General features: G+C 64.3%; 23 protein-coding genes. 15 read left to right on the forward strand and 8 right to left on the reverse strand.

What is annotated here, in order from left to right; translation table 11 throughout:
* Positions 1-98 precede the first annotated feature (98 nt).
* Genes cysD through cysN form a run of 3 tightly spaced genes read left to right on the forward strand, consistent with a single transcriptional unit; the run spans position 99 to position 3,356 of the window.
* Positions 99-1,016 (forward strand): sulfate adenylyltransferase subunit CysD, encoded by a 918-nt coding sequence (gene cysD / locus PSEWESI4_RS05415; protein WP_187670168.1) that lies wholly within the window; start codon positions 99-101, stop codon positions 1,014-1,016.
* Positions 1,017-1,064: 48 nt separating this feature from the next.
* A complete protein-coding gene (locus PSEWESI4_RS05420; protein ID WP_187670169.1) occupies positions 1,065-1,406 on the forward strand; it encodes a four helix bundle protein in 342 nt (113 codons plus the stop codon).
* Positions 1,407-1,457: 51 nt separating this feature from the next.
* Positions 1,458-3,356: a sulfate adenylyltransferase subunit CysN gene (gene cysN, locus PSEWESI4_RS05425; RefSeq protein ID WP_187670170.1), complete on the forward strand. Its 1,899-nt coding sequence runs from the start codon at positions 1,458-1,460 to the stop codon at positions 3,354-3,356.
* A gap of 70 nt (positions 3,357-3,426) precedes the next feature.
* On the opposite strand, the gene PSEWESI4_RS05430 is transcribed toward cysN, so the two are convergent.
* Complete coding sequence (locus PSEWESI4_RS05430; RefSeq protein ID WP_187670171.1) at positions 3,427-3,861, reverse strand: YhcB family protein; 435 nt, start codon at positions 3,859-3,861, stop codon at positions 3,427-3,429.
* 134 nt (positions 3,862-3,995) lie between these two features.
* On the opposite strand from PSEWESI4_RS05430, the gene PSEWESI4_RS05435 reads away from it, so the two are divergent.
* From PSEWESI4_RS05435 to zapE, 3 genes are all read left to right on the forward strand, one after another.
* Positions 3,996-4,619 carry an alpha/beta hydrolase gene (locus PSEWESI4_RS05435; protein ID WP_187670228.1) on the forward strand — a complete coding sequence of 208 codons (624 nt, stop codon included), beginning with the start codon at positions 3,996-3,998 and terminating at the stop codon, positions 4,617-4,619.
* A 28-nt stretch (positions 4,620-4,647) separates the two neighbouring features.
* On the forward strand, positions 4,648-5,994 hold the full coding sequence (locus tag PSEWESI4_RS05440; protein ID WP_187670172.1) for a tryptophan--tRNA ligase: 1,347 nt from the start codon (positions 4,648-4,650) through the stop codon (positions 5,992-5,994).
* 171 nt (positions 5,995-6,165) lie between these two features.
* Positions 6,166-7,260, forward strand: a complete 1,095-nt coding sequence (zapE, locus tag PSEWESI4_RS05445; RefSeq protein ID WP_187670173.1) for a cell division protein ZapE — start codon at positions 6,166-6,168, stop codon at positions 7,258-7,260.
* A 791-nt stretch (positions 7,261-8,051) separates the two neighbouring features.
* On the opposite strand, the gene PSEWESI4_RS05450 is transcribed toward zapE, so the two are convergent.
* Together PSEWESI4_RS05450 and PSEWESI4_RS05455 are read right to left on the reverse strand one after the other, a co-directional pair.
* Positions 8,052-9,014 (reverse strand): hypothetical protein, encoded by a 963-nt coding sequence (locus tag PSEWESI4_RS05450; RefSeq protein WP_187670174.1) that lies wholly within the window; start codon positions 9,012-9,014, stop codon positions 8,052-8,054.
* Positions 9,015-9,147: 133 nt separating this feature from the next.
* Positions 9,148-10,146: a GlxA family transcriptional regulator gene (locus tag PSEWESI4_RS05455; protein WP_456243203.1), complete on the reverse strand. Its 999-nt coding sequence runs from the start codon at positions 10,144-10,146 to the stop codon at positions 9,148-9,150.
* Positions 10,147-10,292: 146 nt separating this feature from the next.
* Between PSEWESI4_RS05455 and PSEWESI4_RS05460 the strand changes: the two genes are divergently transcribed.
* Positions 10,293-11,429: an acyl-CoA dehydrogenase family protein gene (locus tag PSEWESI4_RS05460; RefSeq protein WP_187670175.1), complete on the forward strand. Its 1,137-nt coding sequence runs from the start codon at positions 10,293-10,295 to the stop codon at positions 11,427-11,429.
* A gap of 502 nt (positions 11,430-11,931) precedes the next feature.
* Here PSEWESI4_RS05460 and PSEWESI4_RS05465 read toward each other — a convergent pair.
* Entirely contained in the window at positions 11,932-12,969 is a 1,038-nt protein-coding gene (locus PSEWESI4_RS05465) for an NADP(H)-dependent aldo-keto reductase (RefSeq protein WP_187670176.1), read from the reverse strand.
* 249 nt (positions 12,970-13,218) lie between these two features.
* Between PSEWESI4_RS05465 and rplM the strand changes: the two genes are divergently transcribed.
* The 7 genes from rplM to PSEWESI4_RS05500 all read left to right on the forward strand — a co-directional run bounded on the left by rplM (position 13,219) and on the right by PSEWESI4_RS05500 (position 17,993).
* A complete protein-coding gene (rplM, locus tag PSEWESI4_RS05470) occupies positions 13,219-13,647 on the forward strand; it encodes a 50S ribosomal protein L13 (RefSeq protein ID WP_187670177.1) in 429 nt (142 codons plus the stop codon).
* 14 nt (positions 13,648-13,661) lie between these two features.
* The gene (rpsI, locus tag PSEWESI4_RS05475) at positions 13,662-14,054 is read left to right on the forward strand and encodes a 30S ribosomal protein S9 (RefSeq protein WP_187670178.1); all 393 of its coding nucleotides are present in this window, start codon (positions 13,662-13,664) and stop codon (positions 14,052-14,054) included.
* A gap of 258 nt (positions 14,055-14,312) precedes the next feature.
* A complete protein-coding gene (gene petA, locus PSEWESI4_RS05480) occupies positions 14,313-14,906 on the forward strand; it encodes a ubiquinol-cytochrome c reductase iron-sulfur subunit (RefSeq protein WP_187670179.1) in 594 nt (197 codons plus the stop codon).
* A complete protein-coding gene (locus PSEWESI4_RS05485) occupies positions 14,906-16,117 on the forward strand; it encodes a cytochrome b (RefSeq protein WP_187670180.1) in 1,212 nt (403 codons plus the stop codon). Before petA ends, PSEWESI4_RS05485 begins: the two co-directional genes overlap by 1 nt.
* Positions 16,117-16,896 carry a cytochrome c1 gene (locus PSEWESI4_RS05490; protein ID WP_187670181.1) on the forward strand — a complete coding sequence of 260 codons (780 nt, stop codon included), beginning with the start codon at positions 16,117-16,119 and terminating at the stop codon, positions 16,894-16,896. Before PSEWESI4_RS05485 ends, PSEWESI4_RS05490 begins: the two co-directional genes overlap by 1 nt.
* 49 nt (positions 16,897-16,945) lie before the next feature.
* Positions 16,946-17,569: a glutathione S-transferase N-terminal domain-containing protein gene (locus PSEWESI4_RS05495; RefSeq protein ID WP_187670182.1), complete on the forward strand. Its 624-nt coding sequence runs from the start codon at positions 16,946-16,948 to the stop codon at positions 17,567-17,569.
* Between the two features lie 10 nt (positions 17,570-17,579).
* Positions 17,580-17,993 carry a ClpXP protease specificity-enhancing factor gene (locus PSEWESI4_RS05500; protein ID WP_187670183.1) on the forward strand — a complete coding sequence of 138 codons (414 nt, stop codon included), beginning with the start codon at positions 17,580-17,582 and terminating at the stop codon, positions 17,991-17,993.
* Between the two features lie 74 nt (positions 17,994-18,067).
* On the opposite strand, the gene PSEWESI4_RS05505 is transcribed toward PSEWESI4_RS05500, so the two are convergent.
* The 4 genes from PSEWESI4_RS05505 to PSEWESI4_RS05520 form a co-directional block, all read right to left on the reverse strand.
* Positions 18,068-18,601, reverse strand: coding sequence for a BON domain-containing protein (locus PSEWESI4_RS05505; protein ID WP_187670184.1), 534 nt, complete (start codon positions 18,599-18,601; stop codon positions 18,068-18,070).
* Positions 18,598-19,191, reverse strand: coding sequence for a phosphoheptose isomerase (locus PSEWESI4_RS05510; RefSeq protein ID WP_187670185.1), 594 nt, complete (start codon positions 19,189-19,191; stop codon positions 18,598-18,600). The genes PSEWESI4_RS05505 and PSEWESI4_RS05510 overlap by 4 nt, the downstream gene beginning before the upstream one ends.
* Before the next feature lie 186 nt (positions 19,192-19,377).
* Entirely contained in the window at positions 19,378-19,743 is a 366-nt protein-coding gene (locus PSEWESI4_RS05515) for a YraN family protein (protein ID WP_187670186.1), read from the reverse strand.
* A gap of 2 nt (positions 19,744-19,745) precedes the next feature.
* Positions 19,746-21,554, reverse strand: coding sequence for a penicillin-binding protein activator (locus PSEWESI4_RS05520; RefSeq protein WP_187670187.1), 1,809 nt, complete (start codon positions 21,552-21,554; stop codon positions 19,746-19,748).
* Between the two features lie 117 nt (positions 21,555-21,671).
* On the opposite strand from PSEWESI4_RS05520, the gene rsmI reads away from it, so the two are divergent.
* On the forward strand, positions 21,672-22,571 hold the full coding sequence (gene rsmI / locus PSEWESI4_RS05525; protein WP_235978878.1) for a 16S rRNA (cytidine(1402)-2'-O)-methyltransferase: 900 nt from the start codon (positions 21,672-21,674) through the stop codon (positions 22,569-22,571).
* Positions 22,572-22,578 lie beyond the last annotated feature (7 nt).

Raw genomic sequence — 22,578 nt, forward strand, 5'->3', positions numbered from 1 at the left:
TCGCCTGAATAGAAGATGGGCGCTGTGCTAAAGTGCGCCCCTCGTCCACGGCCCGTTGGCCGTCCCCAAGCTCTCCTGAGAGAAAGCCGTGAGTAGCCATGCTCGATAAACTGACGCACCTGAAACAGTTGGAGGCGGAAAGCATCCACATCATCCGCGAAGTTGCCGCGGAGTTCGACAACCCGGTGATGCTGTACTCCATCGGCAAGGATTCCGCCGTCATGCTGCATCTCGCGCGCAAGGCGTTCTTCCCCGGCAAGCTGCCGTTCCCGGTGATGCACGTCGACACCCGGTGGAAGTTCCAGGAAATGTACCGTTTCCGCGACAAGATGGTCGCCGAGATGGGCCTGGACCTGATCACCCACGTCAACCCGGACGGCGTGGCCCAGGGCATCAACCCCTTCACCCACGGCAGTGCCAAGCACACCGACATCATGAAGACCGAGGGCCTCAAGCAGGCGCTCGACAAGTACGGCTTCGACGCCGCCTTCGGCGGTGCGCGCCGCGACGAGGAGAAGTCGCGCGCCAAGGAGCGCGTCTATTCGTTCCGCGACAGCAAGCACCGCTGGGACCCGAAGAACCAGCGCCCCGAGCTCTGGAACATCTATAACGGCAAGGTGAAGAAGGGCGAGTCGATCCGCGTCTTCCCGCTGTCCAACTGGACCGAGCTGGACATCTGGCAATACATCTACCTGGAACAGATCCCGATCGTCCCGCTGTACTTCGCCGCCGAGCGCGAAGTGATCGAGATGAACGGCGCTCTGATCATGATCGACGACGATCGCATCCTCGAACACCTGACGCCCGAGCAGAAGGCCAGCATCCAGAAGAAGATGGTGCGTTTCCGCACCCTCGGCTGCTACCCGCTGACCGGCGCGGTGGAGTCCAGCGCCGCGACGCTGCCGGAAATCATCCAGGAAATGCTCCTGACCAAGACCTCCGAACGCCAGGGCCGGGTCATCGACCACGACCAGGCCGGTTCGATGGAGGAGAAGAAGCGGCAGGGGTACTTTTAAGCCACAAGCTGCAAGCGGCAAGCTTCAAGTGGACTGGAGCGAAGAGAAATGGATTTCGAGAGGCTTGAGGTCTGGCAAAGAGCCAGATACCTGGCTGTACAGGTCTTTCAGGGACTGCGCGATTGCCGTGACTATGGGTTCCGGGATCAGGTGGGCCGTTCGGCACTCTCCGTTCCCAGCAATATCGCCGAGGGCATGGAGCGGGGAAGTGGTAGGGAAAAGTGCCACTACCTGCGCATCGCCAAGGGCTCCTGCGCCGAGTTGCGAACGCAACTGCTCATAGGCTGCGACATCGGCTATATCCCCGAGCCGCTTGCAACCCAGTGGATAGAGGAAACCCGCGAGCTTTCCAGAATGCTCAGTGGGTTGATCAACAGAATTTCAGGCTAGCCAGGCGCTCTTGGCTTGCCGCTTGAAGCTTGCAGCTTGGAGCAACGAAGAATGAGTCATCAATCCGACCTAATCAGCCAGGACATCCTCGCCTACCTGGCCCAGCACGAGCGCAAGGAATTGTTGCGCTTCCTCACCTGCGGCAACGTCGATGACGGCAAGAGCACCCTGATCGGGCGTCTGCTGCACGATTCGAAGATGATCTACGAGGATCACCTCGAAGCCATCACCCGTGACTCGAAGAAGGTCGGCACCACCGGTGACGACGTCGACCTGGCGCTGCTGGTCGACGGCCTGCAGGCCGAGCGCGAGCAGGGCATCACCATCGACGTGGCGTACCGCTACTTCAGCACCGCCAAGCGCAAGTTCATCATCGCCGACACCCCCGGTCACGAGCAGTACACCCGCAACATGGCCACTGGGGCGTCGACCTGCGACCTGGCGATCATCCTCATCGACGCCCGCTACGGCGTGCAGACCCAGACCCGTCGGCACAGCTACATCGCCACGCTGCTGGGCATCAAGCACATCGTCGTGGCGGTCAACAAGATGGACCTGAAGGACTTCGACCAGGCCGTCTTCGAGCAGATCAAGGCCGACTACCTGGCCTTCGCCGAGCGCATCGGCATGCGGCCGAGCACGCTGCACTTCGTGCCGATGTCGGCGCTCAAGGGCGACAACGTGGTCAACAAGTCCGAGCGTTCGCCCTGGTACGACGGCCAGTCGCTGATGGAAATCCTCGAAACCGTGGAGATCGCCGGCGACCGCAACCTCAACGACATGCGTTTCCCGGTGCAGTACGTCAACCGGCCGAACCTGAACTTCCGTGGCTTCGCCGGCACCCTGGCGAGCGGCATCGTGCACAAGGGCGACGAGGTCGTCGCGCTGCCGTCCGGCAAGACCAGCAAGGTCAAGTCGATCGTCACCTTCGAAGGCGAGCTGGAGCATGCCGGTCCGGGCCAGGCGGTCACCCTGACCCTGGAAGACGAGATCGACGTGTCGCGTGGCGACATGCTGGTGCATAGCGACAACCGCCCGCTGGTCACCGACAGCTTCGAGGCCATGCTGGTGTGGATGGCCGAGGAGCCGATGCTGCCGGGCAAGAAATACGACATCAAGCGCGCCACCAGCTACGTGCCGGGCTCGATCCCGAGCATCGCCCACAAGGTCGACGTCAACACCCTGGAGGAGGGTGCGGCAAGCAGCCTGCAGCTCAACGAGATCGCCAAGGTCAAGGTCAGCCTGGACGCGCCCATCGCTCTCGATGGCTATGCGCACAACCGCACCACCGGCGCCTTCATCGTCATCGACCGCCTGACCAACGGCACGGTCGGCGCCGGCATGATCATCGCGGCTCCGACGGCCGTCCAGGCCGGCAGTCATCACGGCAGGCTTGCCCACGTCTCCACCGAGGAGCGTGCCGCGCGCTTCGGCCAGCAGCCGGCCACCGTGCTGTTCTCGGGCCTCTCCGGCGCCGGCAAGAGCACCCTGGCCTATGCCGTGGAGCGCAAGCTGTTCGACATGGGCCGCGCGGTGTACGTGCTGGACGGTCAGAACCTGCGCCACGACCTCAACAAGGGCCTGCCGCAGGACCGCGCCGGGCGCACCGAGAACTGGCGCCGTGCCGCCCACGTGGCGCGCCAGTTCAACGAGGCCGGGTTGCTGACGCTGGCCGCCTTCGTCGCTCCGGACGCCGAAGGCCGCGAGCAGGCCAAGGCGCTGATCGGCGCCGAGCGGCTGATCACCGTATACGTGCAGGCTTCCCCGCAGGCCTGCCGCGAGCGCGACCCGCAGGGCCTGTACGCTGCCGGTGGCGACAACATCCCGGGCGAGTCCTTCCCCTACGACATCCCGCTGGATGCCGACCTGGTGATCGACACCCAGAGCGTTTCGGTGGAAGAGGGCGTCAAGCAGGTGATCGACCTGCTGCGCGCCCGCGGCGCGCTGTAAGCCGCACGGACGCTGTAGGAGCCAGCAACAAAAAGCCCCGCCTAGGCGGGGCTTTTTGTTGCTGGAAGGTCTACTTCTTCAAGCCGAAGGTCACGTCCAGGGTACCGGGGGCGTCGGGGTCCTTGGGCGCATAGTCCTTCGGTGCTTCCTGATGCTTCGGCGGGGTCAGGCGCTCGCGCGGCGCCGGCTGCTCGTCGGTGTGCAGGGCGGCGAGCAGGCGCTGGCGGGTCAGCTCGTCGAGAGCCAGTCGGCTGGCGCCGTCGGAGAGGTGCTCCTGCACGTCCTGGTAGCTCTGGGTCAGCTTCCTCACCAGGTTGGCGGTCGTGTTGAAGTGGGTCACCACTTCGCGCTGATAGGTGTCGAAGCGTTCCTGTAGCTCGTCCAGCTGGCGCTGGGTGCGATTGGGCGCGGCGGTGGGCAGCAGTCGGGCCACCACGAAGCCGATGGCGATGCCAGCGAGCAGGGTGAGGGTCGGCAGCAACCAGGCTGTGAGCGTCTGTTCCACGAGTCCTTCCTCTGTAAACGGCTTTGCTTTACGTTAACGGCTCGAACCTGCGCTGTATACCGCGACGCAAGCCGTATGGTGCTTATCCAAGACGTGCAGACCCATCCCGGGGTCACGGAGTCTCTGTTTTGCTGATGCGTGAAACCTCCCTGCTGCTCGACGGCCCGGTCGGGCAGCTCGAAGCTCTCTACCTCGATGTGCCCGACGCCCGTGGCGTGGCACTGATCTGCCACCCCAATCCGGTGCAAGGCGGCACCATGCTCAACAAGGTGGTATCCACCCTGCAGCGCACCGCCCGCGACGCCGGCCTGGCCACCCTGCGCTTCAACTATCGGGGTGTCGGCGCCAGCGCCGGCAGCCACGATATGAACAGCGGCGAGGTCGACGACGCCGAGGCGGCCGCGCGCTGGCTGCTGGCCGAGCGACCGGGGCTGCCACTGACCCTGTTCGGTTTCTCCTTTGGCGGCTTCGTCGCCGCCAGCCTGGGCGGACGCCTGGAAAGCCGGGGAGTCGAGGTGAGCCGTCTGTTCATGGTGGCGCCGGCGGTATCCCGGCTGACCGGGGAAAACCAGCCGCCTCGACGCACCCCGCTGACAGTCATCCAACCGGAGCAGGACGAAGTGATCGACCCGCAGACGGTCTACGACTGGTCCGCCGCCCTCGATCGTCCCCATGAGCTACTGAAAGTGGCAGAATGCGGTCACTTCTTCCACGGCAAGCTCACCGAGCTCAAGGAGCTGGTGCTGCCGCGCCTCTGATTCGATGCAGTCCGACAAGCGATAATCCATGACCACCCGTATCCTCACCGGCATCACCACCACCGGCACCCCGCACCTCGGCAACTACGCCGGCGCCATTCGCCCGGCGATCGTTGCCAGCCGCGACCCGAACGCCGATTCCTTCTACTTCCTCGCCGACTACCACGCGCTGATCAAGTGCGACGACCCGGTGCGCATCCAGCGCTCGCGCCTGGAAATCGCCGCCACCTGGCTGGCCTGCGGCCTGGATACCGACAAGGCGACCTTCTACCGGCAGTCGGACATTCCCGAGATTCCCGAGTTGACCTGGCTGCTCACCTGCGTGACCGCCAAGGGCCTGCTCAACCGCGCGCACGCCTACAAGGCCTCGGTGGACAAGAACATCGACTCCGGCGAAGACCCCGACGCCGGGGTGACCATGGGCCTGTACAGCTACCCGGTACTGATGGCCGCCGACATCCTGATGTTCAACGCGCACAAGGTGCCGGTCGGCCGCGACCAGATCCAGCACGTGGAAATGGCCCGCGACATCGGTCAGCGCTTCAACCACCTGTTCGGCGCCGGCAAGGAACTGTTCACCCTGCCCGAGGCGGTGATCGAGGAGGACGTGGCGACCCTGCCCGGCCTCGACGGCCGCAAGATGAGCAAGAGCTACGACAACACCATCCCGCTGTTCGGCAGCGCCAAGCAGCTCAAGGACGCCATCGCCCGTATCGTCACCGATTCGCGCGCGCCCGGTGAGCCCAAGGACCCGGACAGCTCGCACCTGTTCACCCTCTACCAGGCTTTCGCCACTCCCGCGCAGCTCGCCGAATTCCGCGCCGAGCTGCTCGCCGGCCTGGCCTGGGGCGAGGCCAAGCAGCGCCTGTTCCAACTGCTCGACAGCGAACTGGGCGAGGCGCGCGAGCGCTACCACGCACTGATCGCCAGGCCTGCCGACCTGGAGGATATCCTTCTCGCTGGTGCCGCCAAGGCGCGCAGGATCGCGACGCCGTTCCTCGCCGAACTGCGCGAATCGGTCGGCCTGCGTTCGTTCCGCGAGCAGGTACAGGTGGCCGGCGGGAGCAAGAAGAAGGCGGCCCGGAGCGCGCGTTTCGTCAGTTTCCGCGACGACGACGGTAGCTTCCGTTTCCGCCTGCTGGACGCCGACGGCGAGCAACTGCTGCTGTCGAAGCGCTTCGCCGACGGCAAGTCGGCCGGCCAGGCCAGCAAGCGCCTGCAGTCTGGCGAAGCGCTGGATGTGCGCGAGCAGGGCGAAGGCTTCAGCGTCTGGCTGGATGGCGAGGCGGTGGCCGATAGCCCGGCGTTCGCCGATGCCGCCGCGCGCGAGGCGGCCATCGCTCGCCTGCGCGAGGCCCTGGCGCCAAGCGAGTAACCGGCACTTTTGGTAGCCCGGATGCAATCCGGGGAAGTTTCTCAGCCAGCTTCCCCGGATTGCATCCGGGCTACGAGCCTGCCTATCTCCGCTCTTCCCCAAACCGCCAATTGCCAATCCGCGGGGCCATCGCTAAAGTGACGGCCCCGTTTTGTTACCGAATTTCCCACCATGACCCCTCTTGAGCGCTATCAGGCCGATCTGAAGCGGCCGGACTTCTTCCACGACGCCGCACAGGAAAACGCCGTGCGCCACCTGCAGCGGCTCTACGACGATCTGGTGGCCAGCGAACAGGGCAAGGCCGGATTGTTCGGCAAGCTGTTCAGCAAGAAGCCGCAGGGGCCGGTCAAGGGCCTGTACTTCTGGGGCGGGGTGGGGCGCGGCAAGACCTACCTGGTCGATACCTTTTTCGATGCGCTGCCCTTCAAGCAGAAGATGCGCACCCACTTCCACCGCTTCATGAAGCGCGTCCACGAGGAGATGAAGACCCTCAAGGGCGAGAAGAACCCGCTGACCATCATCGGCAAGCGCTTCGCCGACGAGGCGCGGGTGATCTGCTTCGACGAGTTCTTCGTCTCCGACATCACCGACGCGATGATCCTGGCGACGCTGCTGGACGAACTGTTCAAGAACGGCGTGAGCCTGGTCGCCACCTCCAACATCGTGCCGGATGGCCTGTACAAGGACGGCCTGCAACGCGCCCGCTTCCTGCCGGCGATCGCCCTGCTCAAGGAACACACCGAGGTGGTCAACGTCGACAGCGGCGTGGACTACCGCCTGCGCGCCCTGGAACAGGCCGAACTGTTCCACTGGCCGCTCGACGCCGAGGCAGAGGAAAGCCTGCGCAGGAGCTTCGACAGCCTGCTGCCGGACTGCAGCCACGCCGCCGAAGATGAGCCGCTGATCATCGAGAATCGCGAGCTTCGCGCCGTGCGGGTCTGCGAGGACGTCGCCTGGTTCGAATTCCGCGAGCTGTGCGACGGCCCGCGCAGCCAGAACGACTACATCGAACTGGGCAAGATCTTCCACGCGGTGATCCTCGCCAACGTCGAGCAGATGGGCGTGGCCAAGGACGACATGGCGCGGCGCTTCATCAACCTGGTGGACGAGTTCTACGACCGCAACGTCAAACTGATCATCTCCTCCGAAGTGGAGCTGAAGGACCTGTACACCGGCGGGCGGCTGACCTTCGAATTCCAGCGCACCCTGAGCCGGTTGCTGGAGATGCAGTCCCACGAATTCCTGTCGCGGCCGCACAAGCCTTAAGGGCGGGAAGCCGAGAAGAGCGCTGGAGGCTTAAGGCTGGACGAAAAAGCTCCCCAGCACGAAGCCCATCCTGCGGGAGAGTTCGGGCGAAGAGTTCGGGCCCGCGCCGTAGGGCTCCCTCTCCCTCCGGGAGAGGGCTGGGGTGAGGGGCGGACTTTGGAGCGGATACGAGCTTCAGGGAGTCTCCGGACCTCTGCCCGGTGGGCTAAAGCCCACCCTACGGTTTGGCTTCGGTGCCAGGGGATATTCGTCCAGCCACGTAGCCCGGATGCAATCCGGGAGGGCCTCCCCCCGGATTGCATCCGGGCTATTCGTTCGCTGTTGTAGGAGCCAGCTTGCTGGCGATGCTTTGGCGTTGCCGGTGATCGCGCGCATGGCGCGCTCCTACAGGTCGGCATCGAAGCCGTGTTCGTAGGAGCGGTCCATGGCCGCGAAAAAAGGCTTGACGCAGAAGGCGCATGGCCAGCCATGTAGCCCGGATGCAATCCGGGAGGGCTTCCCCGGATTTCATCCGGGCTACTCGTTCGCTGTTGTAGGAGCCAGCTTGCTGGCGATGCTTTGATGTTGCCGAGGATCGCGCGCATGGCGCGCTCCTACAGGTCGAGACCGTAGGAGTGGCGGGGACGCCCAGTTCCATGGCCGCGAAAAAAGGTTTGACGTAGAGGGTGCATGGCCAGAATGCTGTCCAGCCTCCAGCCTCCAGCCTCCAGCCTCCAGCCTCCAGCCTCCAGCCTCCAGCCTCCAGCCTCCAGCCTCCAGCCTCCAGCCTCCAGCCTCCAGCCTCCAGCCCCTCAGCGCTGGGCAACCTGCTCCTGCCGTTTCAGCAGCTTCCGCGCATGGGCCACTTCCAGCGCTTCCATGGCGTTGATCGGCTTGATCGCCACCGCGCGCTGTAGCTGCTCGACGACCTTCGCCTGCCCGTCGTCGCCGTATACGTAGGCGAGGGCGTTGGCGTATTCGTAGTGGCCGATCGGCAGGTCGTCGGCGGCGCGGAACGAGCGGGCGAAGTACTGTTCCATCTGGTCGGCGCTGACCCCGTAGGTCATCTTGCCGACCAGTTTGCCGACCTTGCGGATCACCCCCGCCTCATAACCGCCATACAGCGCCAGGGCGAACGGCTGGCGTGGTTGCTTGGCCAGCAGGGCATCCAGTTCGGCGGGAATCTGGCTGGTGTAGCCGCGCTTGAGCACCACCGGCACCGACAGCTCCTCGGCCAGCCGGGCCTTGGCATAGACGCGGCCGAACTGGGCGGCGATGTCGGCCTGCATCAGCTCGCCGGCCTGGTCGGTATAACTGATGACTTCCTCGAGCAGGCGGTGCTTCTCGGCCTGGTCGGGGGCGAGGAACATGGCGTAGACCACCTGGGCGAACATCGCCGGCACCTGGCCGCCGACCCCGAGGGCCAGGCCACGTTTCTTCGCCTCGGCGAAGTCGCCACGGAACACCAGGCGCCAGACGCCCTGCAACTGCTCGGCATAGTGCTCGGCCTCCTCGGGCTTGCCGGTGAAGCCGGTATTGCCGGTCACGGTCAGCTCCAGGGCCTTCGGATAGCGGGTGGCCGTGGTCACCACCCAGTCGGTGTCCGGGAACGGGTAATCGTGGCCGAAGCCGCGGGTCAGGCGTGGCCAGGCTTCGCGCAACTTGTCGCCGGAGTAGTCGTAGGCGCTCTGGTCGTAGGGGAAGGGTTTCCAGTGGTCATCGGCCACGGTATTCAGGCTGACGGCGGCAAGCAGGGCGAGCAGATAGCGACGCATCACGAGGGACCTTCGGGTTCTTGTTGTGAGGCTCGATCTTAGGCTGCTCGTCGGCTCCGCCTAACCTATCCTAGGGTCGGTTGTCGTTTCGTCGCGGCGTGCCGAAACGGCAGCGGGCCCTAGGGATGGCCGCTCACTCTCCCTTGTGCTGGAACTGCCGGCGGTACTGGTTCGGCGACAGGTCGGTGTGCTGGCGGAACAGGCGGGCGAAGAAGCTGGCGTCGTCGTAGCCGACCTCGTAACTGATGGTCTTGATACTCTTGCGGGTGGTGCTGAGCAGGCCCTTGGCGGTCTCGATGCGCAGTCGTTGCAGGTAGTGCAGCGGCTTGTCGCCGGTGGCGGTCTGGAAGCGCCGCATGAAGTTGCGGATGCTCATGCCGTGGTCGCGGGCCACGTCCTCGAAGCGGAACTTGTCGGCGAAATGCTCTTCCAGCCACTCCTGGATCTGCAGGATGGCCAGGTCCTGGTGCAGTTTCTGCCCGCCGAAGCCGATGCGCCCGGGCGTATAGGTGCGGCGCACCTCGTAGAAGATGTCGCGGGCCACCGCCTGGGCGACGCTGGCGCCGCAGAATTGCTCGATCAGGTGGATGTACAGGTCGCGGGACGAGGTGCTGCCGCTGGCGCAGTACAGGTTGTCGGCATCGGACAGGTGCTTCTCCTGGTTGAGCAGTACCTTGGGGAAGCGCTCGGCGAACTCGCGATGGAAGCGCCAGTAGGTGGCTGCCTCCTTGCCGTCGAGCAGGCCGGCCTGGGCCATCCAGAACACGCCCATGGCCTCGCCGCAGATCACGCTGCCGTTGGCGTGCTGGGTGCGCAGCCAGTCGAGAATCTGCGGGTAGCGCCGGCAGAGCTGCTGGAAGTCGCCCCAGTAGGGCGGCAGGATGATGATCTCGGCATCCTCCAGGGCGCCGTCCACCGGCAGCACCACCTCGCTGAAGCTGCGCACCGGCTTGCCGTCGGGGCTGACCAGGCGGGTGTCGAAGGAAGAGGTGAGCCCCAGGCCTTGCTGGCGGCCATGGCGCAGGGCGGCCATGTGGAAGAAATCCTTGGCCTGCATCAGGGTGGAGGCGAACACGCCCTCGATGGCGAGGATGCAGACACGTTGCAGCGGTTTGGTGCTCGGGGAAGGCATGATCGGGTACTGTTCTTTTTGTAGGGGAAAGTGGCCAAGCTCTGGCGGGATCGTCTTATTTTTTGGCGCTTGTGTCCAGTTCTAGACTGTATGGTCAGTCTTACAGTCCAATCCTTCATCCATCCCGTGTGTTTCAGGTAGCCAAAATGATTCCAAGAACGCTATTCAGCTCCGACCACGAACTCTTCCGCGACAGCGTGCGCAAATTCCTCGAACAGGAAGCCGTGCCTTTCCACGCGCAGTGGGAGGAGGACGGCCACGTCGATCGCCAGTTGTGGAACAAGGCCGGCGAGGCCGGGATGCTCTGCTCGCACCTGCCCGAGGAGTACGGCGGCATGGGCGCGGACTTCCTCTACAGCAGCGTGGTGATCGAGGAGATCAGTCGCCTGGGGCTGTCCGGCATCGGCTTCTCGCTGCACTCGGACATCGTCGCGCCCTACATCCTGCATTACGGCAGCGAGCACCTGAAGCAGAAGTACCTGCCGAAGATGGTCAGCGGCGAGATCGTCAGCGCCATCGCCATGACCGAGCCGGGCGCCGGTTCCGACCTGCAGGGCGTGAAGACCACCGCCGTGCTGGACGGCGACGAATACGTGATCAACGGCTCGAAGACCTTCATCACCAACGGCTACCTGGCCGACCTGGTGATCGTGGTCGCCAAGACCGATCCCAAGGCCGGCGCCAAGGGTACCAGCCTGTTCCTGGTGGAGGCCGGCACGCCGGGCTTCGACAAGGGCCAGCGCCTGAAGAAGGTCGGCATGAAGGCCCAGGACACCTCCGAGCTGTTCTTCCAGAACGTGCGCATTCCCAAGGAAAACCTGCTCGGCCAGGCCGGCATGGGCTTCGCCTACCTGATGCAGGAACTGCCGCAGGAGCGCCTGACCGTTGCCATCGGTGGCCTGGCCTCGGCCGAGGCCGCGCTGCAGTGGACCCTGGACTACACCCGCGACCGCAAGGCCTTCGGCAAGGCCATCGCCGAGTTCCAGACCACTCGCCACAAGCTGGCCGAACTGGCCACCCAGGTGCAGGTCGGCCGGGTGTTCGTCGACCGCTGCCTGGAGCTGCACCTGCAAGGCAAGCTGGATGTGCCGACCGCGGCGATGCTCAAGTACTGGAGCACCGACCTGCAGTGCCAGGTGATCGACGAATGCGTGCAGTTGCACGGCGGCTACGGCTACATGTGGGAATACCCGATCGCCCGCGCCTGGGCCGACGCCCGCGTGCAGCGCATCTACGCCGGCACCAACGAAATCATGAAGGAGATCATCTCCCGCGCTTTGTAGGGGAAAGCCGGTTAGGGGCGCTGGAGGCTGGAGGGCTGAACGGAACAGCGGGTTCGGTGGTTCCCGTGCTCTTGTGTCATTCGGGGAGGGTGGGCTGTAGCCCGGATGAACTTCTCGGATTGCATCCGGGCTACTCGCTCGCGGTTGTAGGAGCCAGCTTGCTGGCGATGCCTTGGGCGGTGCCGGGGATCGCGGCTTCTACTTGTTTATTGACGCCGTGTTCATTGGATTCCCGCGTTCGCGGGAATCCAGTGATCCAGTAAATAGTGCGTGCCAGTTCCGTCCCCACGAATCGCGCGCATGGCGCGCTCCTACAGGTCGGCATCTAGGCCGCGTTCGTAGGATCGGCGGGGACGCCCAGTCCTATGGCCGCGAAAAAAGGTTTGACAGCGAAGAGGTATGGCCGGAATCCTGTCCTCCAGCCTCCAGCCTCCAGCCTCCAGCCTCCAGCCTCCAGCCTCCAGCCTCCAGCCTCCAGCCTCCAGCCTCCAGCCTCCAGCCATCAAGGCGCCGGATTCGGCTGCTCGCGGTGGATCGCTTCGATCCCGGCCAACACTTCTTCGGACAAACGCAGCTCGAAGCTCACCAGGTTGCTTTCGAGCTGCTCGAGGCTGGTGGCGCCGAGGATGTTGCTGGTCACGAAGGGTTGCGCCGTCACGAAGGCCAGGGCCATCTGTGCCGGGTCAAGGCCGTGTTCGCGGGCCAATGCCACGTAGCGCGAGCAGGCGGCCTGGGCCTGCGGGTTGGTGTAGCGGCTGAAACGGCTGAACAGCGTGATCCGCGCATTGGCCGGGCGGGCGCCGTTCTCGTACTTGCCGGAGAGCATGCCGAAGGCCAGCGGCGAGTAGGCCAGCAGGCCGCACTGCTCGCGAATGGCGACTTCCGCCAGGCCGACCTCGAAGCTGCGGTTGAGCAGGTTGTAGGGGTTCTGGATCGACACCATGCGAGGCAGGCCGAGTTCGTCGGCGAGTTGCAGGAACTTCATCGCGCCCCAGGGCGTTTCGTTGGACAGGCCGATATGGCGGATCTTGCCGGCCTGCACCTGTTCGGCCAGTACCTGCAAGGTTTCCGTCAGCGGAGTGAAGCTTTCCTCCACGTGGCGATAGCCGAGCTGGCCGAAGAAGTTGGTGCTGCGCTCCGGCCAGTGCAACTGGTAGAGATCGATCCAGTCGGTCCGCAGGCGCTGCAGGCTGGCGTCGAGGGCGGAGATGATGTTCCGGCGGTCATGCCTGAGCTGGCCGCCGCGGATATGGGCGATACCGTTGCCCGGGCCGGCGACCTTGCTGGCCAGAATCCAGTCGGCGCGGTTGCCACGCGCCTGGAAATAGTCGCCGATGATCTGTTCGGTCCGGCTGTAGGTCTCCGCGCGTGGCGGCACCGGGTACATCTCGGCGGTGTCGATGAAGTTGACCCCGGCCGCGCGCGCCATGTCGATCTGCGCGAAGGCTTCTTCCCGGCTGTTCTGCTCGCCCCAGGTCATGGTGCCCAGGCAGAGTGCGCTGGCCTCGAGGTCGGTGCGGCCCAACTGACGGTATTCCATCTACGGCTCCTGCATGCGGTTTCTGCGGCAAAGGGATCATGAAAGCAGGTTGAAATTTTTCTCGCAATCGGCATAATTCGGCAGCCGTTTTCGCCGGGGGATGCCTAGCCCGTCGAACCCAGGCCCTGCGAGCGTGAAGACCCGAGCCCCGATGAACGCGCGTGGTGGCCGCTTTTGGCTTGTAAAAGCCAGCACCTTTCAGTAAGATCCGCCGTCTTATTTTCAGGGCGGCCCCTGAGGCTATAAAGAATGAAAACTTTTACTGCTAAACCGGAAACCGTTAAGCGCGACTGGTATGTCGTCGACGCCGCTGGTCAGACTCTGGGTCGTCTGGCCACCGAAATCGCCTCCCGTCTGCGTGGCAAGCACAAACCCGAGTACACTCCGCACGTCGATACCGGCGACTACATCGTCGTTATCAACGCCGAACAGGTTCGTGTGACCGGCGCCAAAGCCAGCGACAAGATGTACTACTCGCACTCCGGCTTCCCGGGTGGCATCAAGGAGATCAACTTCGAGAAGCTGATCGCCAAGGCGCCTGAGCGTGTGATCGAAACCGCGGTCAAGGGCATGCTGCCGAAGAACCCGCTGGGTCGTGACATGTATCGCAAGCTGAAGGTGTACAAGGGTGCCGTGCATCCGCATACCGCTCAGCAGCCCCAAGAACTGAAGATTTGACGGAATAGTTCATTATGTCGGCGACTCAAAATTACGGCACTGGCCGTCGCAAGACCGCAACCGCTCGCGTTTTCCTGCGTCCGGGTACTGGTAACATCTCGATCAACAACCGCACCCTGGACAGCTTCTTCGGTCGCGAAACCGCCCGCATGGTGGTTCGTCAGCCGCTCGAACTGACCGAGACCGTCGAGAAGTTCGACATCTACGTCACCGTCAGCGGTGGTGGTGTCAGCGGTCAGGCCGGTGCGATCCGTCACGGCATCACCCGTGCCCTGATGAGCTACGACGAAGGCCTGCGCAGCGCCCTGCGCAAAGCCGGTTACGTGACCCGCGACGCCCGCGAAGTCGAGCGTAAGAAGGTTGGTCTGCGTAAAGCGCGTAAGCGTCCGCAATACTCGAAGCGTTAATTCGTTTCTGTATTCAAAAAGAGCGCCCGGTTTCCCAAGGAAATCGGGCGCTTTTTTTTGCCTATCTTAATTATTGTCGCGACAACTTGTCGCACCTTTGCACCCCGCGTCCGACAAGGCCTCCAGCGTTTTTGTGTCCATTAGTTACCTTGTCAGAAATGTGGCTTTTCTTTACCATTTGCCAAATTTTTTTGCGGCTCGAATTTTACTTAGTAGATGCCTGAACAACAGGCCACAAAGCTGATGGGAGACGACTGAATGAGCAATGACGGCGTGAATGCAGGCCGGCGTCGCTTCCTTGTGGCAGCCACTTCCGTAGTGGGTGCCGCAGGAGCGGTGGGTGCCGCGGTCCCGTTCGTGGGGTCATGGTTCCCTAGCGCCAAGGCCAAAGCCGCAGGTGCACCGGTGAAAGTGAATGTCGGCAAGATCGAGGCGGGTCAGCAGATGGTTGCTGAGTGGCGCGGTCAGCCGGTGTTCATCGTCCGCCGTACCGAGGAGATCCTCGGCAATCTGGAGAAGATTGCCGGCCAGGTGGCCGATCCCGAGTCCAAGTCGTCGGTACAGCCGACGTACGTGGACCCCAAGACCCGCTCGATCAAGCCCGAACTGCTGGTGCTGGTCGGCCTGTGCACCCACCTGGGTTGCGCGCCGTCCTTCCGCCCGGAAGTGGCTCCGGCCGACCTCGGTCCGGATTGGGTCGGTGGCTATTTCTGCCCTTGCCACGGCTCCCGCTACGACTTGGCCGGACGCGTCTACAAGGCGCAGCCCGCCCCCTTGAACCTGCCGGTGCCGCCGTACTCCTACGAGTCGGATGATGTCATCGTCATCGGTGTGGACCAGGAGAACGCCTGATGAGCAAATTCATGGAATGGGTCGATGCGCGCTTCCCGGCCACCAAGATGTGGGAAGACCATCTCTCCAAGTACTACGCACCGAAGAACTTCAACTTCTTCTACTTCTTCGGCTCCCTGGCGCTGCTGGTGCTGGTCAACCAGATCCTCACCGGCATCTGGCTGACCATGAGCTTCACCCCGTCCGCCGAGGAAGCCTTCGCTTCCGTCGAGTACATCATGCGCGACGTGGAGTACGGCTGGATCATCCGCTACCTGCACTCCACCGGCGCTTCGGCGTTCTTCGTGGTGGTCTACCTGCACATGTTCCGCGGCCTGCTCTACGGCTCCTACCAGAAGCCGCGCGAGCTGGTGTGGATCTTCGGCATGCTGATCTACCTGTGCCTGATGGCCGAAGCCTTCATGGGCTACCTGCTGCCCTGGGGCCAGATGTCCTACTGGGGCGCCCAGGTGATCATCTCGCTGTTCGGCGCCATCCCGGTGATCGGCGAAGACCTGACCCAGTGGATCCGCGGTGACTACCTGATTTCCGGGATCACCCTGAACCGCTTCTTCGCCCTGCACGTGATCGCCCTGCCGATCGTCCTGCTCGGCCTAGTGGTGCTGCACATCCTGGCGCTGCACGAAGTCGGTTCGAACAACCCGGACGGCGTCGACATCAAGAAGAAGAAGGACGAGAACGGTGTGCCGCTGGACGGCATCGCCTTCCACCCGTACTACACCGTGAAAGACATCGTCGGTGTCGTGGTGTTCCTGTTCGTCTTCTGTGCCGTGGTGTTCTTCTTCCCGGAAATGGGCGGCTACTTCCTCGAGAAGCCGAACTTCGAACAGGCCAACCCGTTCAAGACCCCTGAGCACATCGCGCCGGTGTGGTACTTCACCCCCTTCTACGCGATCCTCCGCGCGGTTCCGGACAAGCTGCTGGGCGTCATCGCCATGGGTGCCGCCATCGCCGTGCTGTTCGTCCTGCCCTGGCTGGATCGCAGCCCGGTCAAGTCGATGCGCTACAAGGGCTGGCTGAGCAAGATCTGGCTGGTGATCTTCTGCATCTCCTTCATCATCCTCGGCGTGCTGGGCGTCCTGTCGCCGACCCCGGGCCGTACGTTGCTGTCGCAGGTATGTACCTTCCTGTACTTCGCGTACTTCATCCTGATGCCGTTCTACACCAGGATGGAAAAAACCAAACCGGTTCCGGAAAGGGTGACAGGCTGATGAAAAAGCAATTCGCTGCATTGATCCTCGCGCTGCTGCCGGCCTTTTCCTTCGGCGCCGCGGGCAACTATCCGCTGGACAAGGTGGATATCGACCTGGCCGACAAGGCCGCGCTGCAAGACGGCGCGCGTACCTTCGTCAACTACTGCATGGGTTGCCATGCCGCCAAGTTCCAGCGCTACGAGCGCGTGGCCAACGACCTGGGCATTCCCGAAGAGATCATGATGGAAAATCTGGTCTTCACCGGTGCCAAGATCGGCGACCACATGAACATCGGCATGCAGCCGGATCACGCCAAGGCCTGGTTCGGCGCCACGCCGCCCGACCTGACCCTGGTCGCCCGCGTACGCGGCACCGACTGGCTGTACACCTACCTGCGGACCTTCTACGAAGACCCGAGCCGCCCGCTGGGCGCCAACAACAAGGTCTTCCCGAACGTCGGCATGCCCAACGTGCTGGTCGGCCTGCAGGGTCGCCAGTACATCGGTTGCAAGCAGGTGCAGGTGGTTGAGGATGGCAAGAAGCAGTTCGACCCGCTGACCGGTACGCCGATCACCCATGAGGCGTGCGACCAGTTGACCATCGAGCCCAACACTGGCACTCAGACCGAAGAGCAGTTCGACGAGACGGTCAAGAACCTGGTGACCTTCCTGGCTTACTCGGCCAACCCGGTGAAGCTGGAAAGCCAGCGCATCGGTACCTATGTGCTGCTGTACCTGGCCTTCTTCTTCGTCTTCGCCTACCTGCTCAAGCGCGAATACTGGAAGGACGTGCACTAAAGGTCGCTGTTCCGCTTTCTGATAACTGCAATACGCGAGGAGGATCGCCATGGCGGTGACCAACAAGTTGGCCTGCTACTCCGACCCCGTCGATCACTATTCGCATCGTGTCCGTATCGTGCTCGCCGAGAAGGGCGTCAGCGCCGAAGTCATCTATGTCGAGCCCGGCCAATGCCCGCCGAAACTGGCCGAAGTGAACCCGTACGCCAGCCTGCCGACCCTTGTCGATCGTGATTTGGCCTTGTACGAGTCGACCGTGGTGATGGAATATCTCGACGAGCGCTATCCGCATCCGCCGCTGATGCCGGTGTATCCGGTGGCGCGGGCCAACAGCCGTCTGCTGATCCATCGTATCCAGCGCGACTGGTGCCGACTGGTGGATCTGGTGCTCGATCCGCGCAGCAAGGAAACCGAGCGAACCCAGGCCCGCAAGGAATTGCGCGAGAGCCTGACCGGGGTTTCCCCGCTGTTTGCCGAGAAGCCGTTTTTCCTCAGCGAGGAGCTGAGCCTGGTGGATTGTTGCCTGTTGCCGATCCTCTGGCGCCTGCCGGTACTCGGCATCGAGCTGCCACGGCAGGCCAAGCCACTGCTTGATTACATGGATCGCCTGTTTGCCCGGCAGGGCTTCCAGGCCAGCCTTTCCGTCGCCGAGCGCGATATGCGCCAACGCTAAGGAGGATGCGATGACCTCCAGTCGTCCCTATCTGATCCGCGCCCTGTACGAATGGATCGTCGACAACAACTGCACGCCGCATATCCTGGTCAATGCCGAGCATGCCCAGGTCCAGGTGCCCCAGGGCTTCGCCAAGGACGGGCAGATCGTGCTGAACGTGTCGCCCAGTGCGGTGCGCCACCTGCAAATGGGCAACGAGGCGCTGAGCTTCGAAGGGCGCTTCGGTGGAGTCGCCCACCAGTTGTACATTCCCTCGGCCGCCGTGCTGGCGATCTACGCGCGGGAGAACGGGCAGGGCATGGTCTTCGACCTGGAGCCGCCCGTGCTCGACGAGGAGGATGAAGGCGGGCCGGACGACGACGGACCGTCCGGTGGCGAGCCGCCACGGCCAAGCGGCCGACCCAGCCTGAAGGTGGTCAAGTAGGACCGCCGCAGGTTCGAAGCAGGAAACAGAAAGGGCGCCCAAGGCGCCCTTTCTGTTTGTGGGTCATCCGGCTTTCAGTTCGTGTACTGGAAGAGCTTGACGATCTTCTGGACGCCCGACACGGTCTGGATCACGTTGGTGGCGGCCGCGGCCTCCTGGCGGGTAACCAGGCCGAGCAGGTAGACGATGCCGTTCTCGGTCACGACCTTGATTCGCGAGCTCGGCACATTGCTGTCGGTCAGCATCTGGGCCTTGATCTTGGCGGTGATCAGCGAGTCGTTGCTGCGCGCCAGCGCGGAGGTCGGCTGCAGCACCTGCAGCTCGTTGTGCACCTTCTTCACTCCCTGCACCGAGCGGGCGGCCTGTTCGGCCCGCTCCTTCAGTTCGCCGCGCGGAGTCTGGCCGGCCAGCAGGATCACGCCGTTGTAGCTGGTCACCACGATATGCGAGGTCGGGCTGGTCAGGTCGGCGTGGGCCTTGGAGATGCTGGAGCTGACCTCCGGGGCGAGGAACTGGTCATCGATCTTGTTGCCGATGCTGCGGTTGCCGCATCCGCCCAGTAGCAGGCTCAGCGTCAAGGCGACGAGGATCGGTAGGCTGCGGGTCATTCTTCACTCCCAAACAGTTGACTGTCGATAAGGTCGCATAGGCAATGGATCACCAGCAGGTGCACCTCCTGGATGCGTGCGGTGACCTTGGCCGGAACGCGGATCTCCACGTCTTCCGGCAGCAGCAGCGAGGCCATGCCGCCGCCGTCGCGGCCGGTCAGGGCGACCACGGTCATTTCGCGGTCGTGGGCGGCCTGGATGGCCTGGATCACGTTGGCGGAATTGCCGCTGGTGGAGATCGCCAGCAGTACGTCGCCCGGCTGGCCGAGCGCGCGGATCTGCTTGGAGAATACCTCGTTGTAGCTGTAGTCGTTGGCGATCGAGGTAATGGTCGAGCTGTCGGTGGTCAGGGCGATGGCCGGCAGGCTGGGGCGCTCGCGCTCGAAGCGGTTGAGCAGCTCGGAGGAAAAGTGCTGCGAGTCGCCGGCCGAGCCGCCGTTGCCGCAGGACAGAATCTTGCCCTCGTTGAGCAATGCATTGACCATCACCAGGCTGCCCTGCTCGACGAAGGGGGCGAGCACTTCCATGGCTTGCTGCTTGGTGTCGATGCTGGCCTGGAAGTGCCGGCGGATTCGGGATTGCATGTCCATGGTGAATGACCTTCAGTGGTGTCGGCTGCAAGGGTGGCCCGGAAAGCATTTCAGGGACGAGCCGGTGCATGGGTGGCTGCGGCCGGGGCGCATTCGGAAACCGCTCGGCGCGGATGATGCCGGAGTCGCCAGACGCGGTGGGATTGGTATTTTCTATCGGGATATCCCGAATGATTGAGCATGGATTCAGGCGTCGAAAGCATTCTTGATCCATTCGGGGCGATCGGTCGGTCCGCTTGTCGCGCCCAGAGCTATGACATCGAAGCGGCAGGGATGCTTGCCCCAGCGTTTCTCTTGCTGGAGAAAGTATTCCGCCGCCAGGGCGATCCGCGCTTGCTTGCGCGCATCCACGCTTTCCAGCGCGCCGCCCCAGGCAGCGTGACGCCGGTAGCGAACCTCGACGAATACTACTGTATCGCCATCGAGCATGACCAGATCGAGCTCCCCGCGCCGGCACAGCCAGTTCTGCGCCAGCAGGCGCAGGCCCTGTTCCTCGAGGAAGCGGCGGGCGAGGTTTTCCGCCTCGCGCCCGCGCTGCTGGTTGGCGGTCATGCCTAGATGCTGTCTGGCAATCTCTGGACCTGGCCGCCGCGGAACTCCGCCCAGGGCAACTGGCGCTGGACGCGCTGCGCGGGGCTCAGGCTCAGGCTGCCGGTGAGGCCGTCGACCTGGCTGCCGGGCAGCGCCTTGAGCTGGCTCAGGCGCGGCGCCAGGCGGTAGGCGTCGACGCCCATGGCGTACAGGCGGCCGAGGCTGCCGCCGGCCTGCGGCCACTGGTTGGCGATCTGTTGCTGCAAGGGTTCGTTGGCGTTCAGCAGCCAGGGCGTTTCGCAGAAGCGGATGCCTTCCAGGTCGAGGTTCTGGGTCTGGTTGCTGGTGCCGCTATACAGGTGCGAGGTGGCGTAGACCGGTACGTCGCCGGCGTACTGGAAGGCCAGGGTCGGCTTGATCTGTTGCGCCTGCTGCGGGGTGGCGGCGAGGAAGATGAAGTCGACGTCCTGGCGGCGCGCCGGCTGCGCGGCAAGCTGGGTGCCCAGGGTGCTCTGCAGGCGCTTGGCACGGGCCTCGCTCTGGCGCAGTTGGAACAGGTCGGCGATCTGCTGGGCCAGTTGCACCGGCTGGTCGACGTGCTCGGCGGCGATCAGCGAGCCGCCAGCGGCTTCCCAGCTCTGCCGGAAGGCGGCGAGCACGCGGTCGCCCCACTCGCCGCGCGGCACCAGGGCCACGGCTCGCCGCATGCCGTCGGCCCAGGCGCGGCGGGCGGCTTCGCGGGCTTCGTCTTCGGCGGCCAGGCCGAACTGGAACAGTTGTGGCGGTCCTTCCTGGCCGGCGTCGCTGTAGTTGAGGGCGAGGGTGGTGATGGGCAGTTGTTCGCGATCGCCAAGCTGCTTGACCAGCGGCTTCTCCAGGGGGCCGACCACCAGTTGTACGCCGGCCGCCTGGGCCTGGCGGTAGAAGTCGTCCAGCGAGCCCAGTCGGGAGCTGTCGTACAGCTCGATGGCCGGGGGATTCTGGCCGGCCTGCCGGGCCTGGTAGTGGGCGGCGAGGAAGCCGTCGCGCAGGGCGCGGGCCACCGAGGCCAACTGGCCTTCCTGGGGCAGCAGCAAGGCGATCTTGCCCAGCGGCTGGTCGCTCAGTGCCAGGAGCTGGTGCAGCGGCTCCGGCAGTTGCGTTGCCGCAGGATGCTGCGGGTTCTGTTGCTGCCAGGCCTCGATCGCCTCCTTTTGCTGCTGGACGGTGCCGGCGCCGTTGACCGCGCGGACCAGTGCCAGCCAGCCGTCGAAGTCGCCGCCGCCGCTGCTTTGCAGTTGATCTCGGGGCAGGCTCGATACCAGGGCCCAGATGGCTTCCTGGTTGGCGCTGGCCGCTTCGCCGCTGAGCAGCGGGGCGATGAACACGCGTTCGCGGGCTGCGGCCAGTTTCTGTCCATCTGCCTGGAGGGCGCGGGCGCGGACCAGTTGAGTGCGGGTCTGCTGCTCGACAGGCAGCTCGCCGAGGCGATCCAGGCTCGGATGCTGGAGTGCCTGCAGGGCGGTCTTGGGCTGGCTGCGGGCCAGGGCCAGTTCGGCAGCCAGGGTGCTGGCGAAAATCTGCTGCGCCGGCTTGAGGTCGTCCAGCGGCACCTGTTCGAGGATGCGCGCGGCGCGGCCCTGGTCGTCCTGTCCAAGTGCCAGGTCGGCGGCGGACAGGCGCAGCAGGGCGGCCTGCTCGGGTTTGCTGTTTTCCGCCTGTTGCAGCAACTGCTCGATGCTCGCCTGCGGCGTGCGCGGCAGTTCGCCCAGGGTGGATGTGGGCGAGCTGGAGCAGGCCGCCAGGAAGCCAATGAGGCAGAGAAGTGAGAGCTGGCGCAGGCAAACGGTCATGTAGGCCTTCCCGTACTGGAACAAAAGAGGGCGAATTGTACCCAAGCCCCACTGGGGGTGCGATCTCGATGCGTGAATCCGTTCCCGGAAGCGAGGATGGATGGCGATGAGGCTACAATGCGCGTTCCATGCGATACCGAGGTGTGTGCTGTGACCCTTCCCGAAGCTCCGAATTCCCCGGCTGGCACGCTCTACGTGGTGGCCACGCCGATCGGCAATCTCGACGATATCGGGGCGCGGGCGCTCAAGGTGCTGCGCGAAGTGGCGCTGATCGCCGCCGAGGACACTCGTCATTCGTTGCGCCTGTTGCAACATTTCGGCATCGAGACGCCACTGGCTGCCTGCCACGAACACAACGAGCGCGACGAAGGCGGGCGCTTCCTCGCTCGCTTGCAGGCCGGCGACGACGTGGCGCTGATCTCCGATGCGGGCACGCCGCTGATTTCCGATCCGGGCTTTCATCTGGTGCGCCGGGCGCGTGCCGCCGGGATCAGGGTGGTGCCGGTGCCGGGGCCCTGCGCGCTGGTCGCGGCGCTGTCGGCCGCCGGGCTGCCGTCCGACCGCTTCATCTTCGAAGGCTTCCTGCCGGCCAAGGCGGTTGGCCGGCGTGCGCGCCTGGAACTGGTCAGGGAGGAGCCGCGCACGCTGATCTTCTATGAGGCGCCGCACCGGATCCTGGACTGCCTGGAGGACATGGAGGCGGTATTCGGCGGAGACCGCCAGGTGTTGCTGGCGCGTGAACTGACCAAGACCTTCGAGACCTTGAAGGGCGCGCCGCTCGCCGAGCTGCGTGCCTGGGTGGCGGCGGACAGCAACCAGCAGCGCGGCGAGTGCGTGCTGCTGGTGGCCGGCTGGCAGGCGCCGGAGGGCGAGGCGGCGGTGAGTGCGGAGGCCTTGAGGGTGCTCGACCTGTTGCTCGCGGAATTGCCGCTCAAACGCGCGGCGGCGCTGGCGGCGGAGATCACCGGGGTGCGCAAGAACCTGCTGTATCAGGTGGCGTTGGAAAGGAAGGCGTAGGCGAGGG

Source organism: Zestomonas carbonaria (assembly GCF_904061905.1).
Classification (GTDB): Bacteria; Pseudomonadota; Gammaproteobacteria; order Pseudomonadales; family Pseudomonadaceae; genus Aquipseudomonas; species Aquipseudomonas carbonaria.

Excerpts from the sequence above, each read along its gene's own strand:
- PSEWESI4_RS05520 (WP_187670187.1), bottom strand. The coding sequence starts at position 21,554 with ATGACCGTTTGCCTGCGCCAGCTCTCACTTCTCTGCCTCATTGGCTTC.
- cysN (WP_187670170.1), top strand. The coding sequence starts at position 1,458 with ATGAGTCATCAATCCGACCTAATCAGCCAGGACATCCTCGCCTACCTG.
- PSEWESI4_RS05510 (WP_187670185.1), bottom strand. The coding sequence starts at position 19,191 with ATGGACATGCAATCCCGAATCCGCCGGCACTTCCAGGCCAGCATCGAC.
- PSEWESI4_RS05435 (WP_187670228.1), top strand. The coding sequence starts at position 3,996 with ATGCGTGAAACCTCCCTGCTGCTCGACGGCCCGGTCGGGCAGCTCGAA.
- PSEWESI4_RS05420 (WP_187670169.1), top strand. The coding sequence starts at position 1,065 with ATGGATTTCGAGAGGCTTGAGGTCTGGCAAAGAGCCAGATACCTGGCT.
- zapE (WP_187670173.1), top strand. The coding sequence starts at position 6,166 with ATGACCCCTCTTGAGCGCTATCAGGCCGATCTGAAGCGGCCGGACTTC.
- petA (WP_187670179.1), top strand. The coding sequence starts at position 14,313 with ATGAGCAATGACGGCGTGAATGCAGGCCGGCGTCGCTTCCTTGTGGCA.
- rplM (WP_187670177.1), top strand. The coding sequence starts at position 13,219 with ATGAAAACTTTTACTGCTAAACCGGAAACCGTTAAGCGCGACTGGTAT.
- PSEWESI4_RS05490 (WP_187670181.1), top strand. The coding sequence starts at position 16,117 with ATGAAAAAGCAATTCGCTGCATTGATCCTCGCGCTGCTGCCGGCCTTT.
- PSEWESI4_RS05460 (WP_187670175.1), top strand. The coding sequence starts at position 10,293 with ATGATTCCAAGAACGCTATTCAGCTCCGACCACGAACTCTTCCGCGAC.
- PSEWESI4_RS05455 (WP_456243203.1), bottom strand. The coding sequence starts at position 10,146 with ATGCCTTCCCCGAGCACCAAACCGCTGCAACGTGTCTGCATCCTCGCC.
- PSEWESI4_RS05450 (WP_187670174.1), bottom strand. The coding sequence starts at position 9,014 with ATGCGTCGCTATCTGCTCGCCCTGCTTGCCGCCGTCAGCCTGAATACC.
- PSEWESI4_RS05485 (WP_187670180.1), top strand. The coding sequence starts at position 14,906 with ATGAGCAAATTCATGGAATGGGTCGATGCGCGCTTCCCGGCCACCAAG.
- PSEWESI4_RS05465 (WP_187670176.1), bottom strand. The coding sequence starts at position 12,969 with ATGGAATACCGTCAGTTGGGCCGCACCGACCTCGAGGCCAGCGCACTC.
- PSEWESI4_RS05440 (WP_187670172.1), top strand. The coding sequence starts at position 4,648 with ATGACCACCCGTATCCTCACCGGCATCACCACCACCGGCACCCCGCAC.
- PSEWESI4_RS05500 (WP_187670183.1), top strand. The coding sequence starts at position 17,580 with ATGACCTCCAGTCGTCCCTATCTGATCCGCGCCCTGTACGAATGGATC.
- rsmI (WP_235978878.1), top strand. The coding sequence starts at position 21,672 with ATGCGCGTTCCATGCGATACCGAGGTGTGTGCTGTGACCCTTCCCGAA.
- rpsI (WP_187670178.1), top strand. The coding sequence starts at position 13,662 with ATGTCGGCGACTCAAAATTACGGCACTGGCCGTCGCAAGACCGCAACC.
- PSEWESI4_RS05495 (WP_187670182.1), top strand. The coding sequence starts at position 16,946 with ATGGCGGTGACCAACAAGTTGGCCTGCTACTCCGACCCCGTCGATCAC.
- cysD (WP_187670168.1), top strand. The coding sequence starts at position 99 with ATGCTCGATAAACTGACGCACCTGAAACAGTTGGAGGCGGAAAGCATC.
- PSEWESI4_RS05505 (WP_187670184.1), bottom strand. The coding sequence starts at position 18,601 with ATGACCCGCAGCCTACCGATCCTCGTCGCCTTGACGCTGAGCCTGCTA.
- PSEWESI4_RS05515 (WP_187670186.1), bottom strand. The coding sequence starts at position 19,743 with ATGACCGCCAACCAGCAGCGCGGGCGCGAGGCGGAAAACCTCGCCCGC.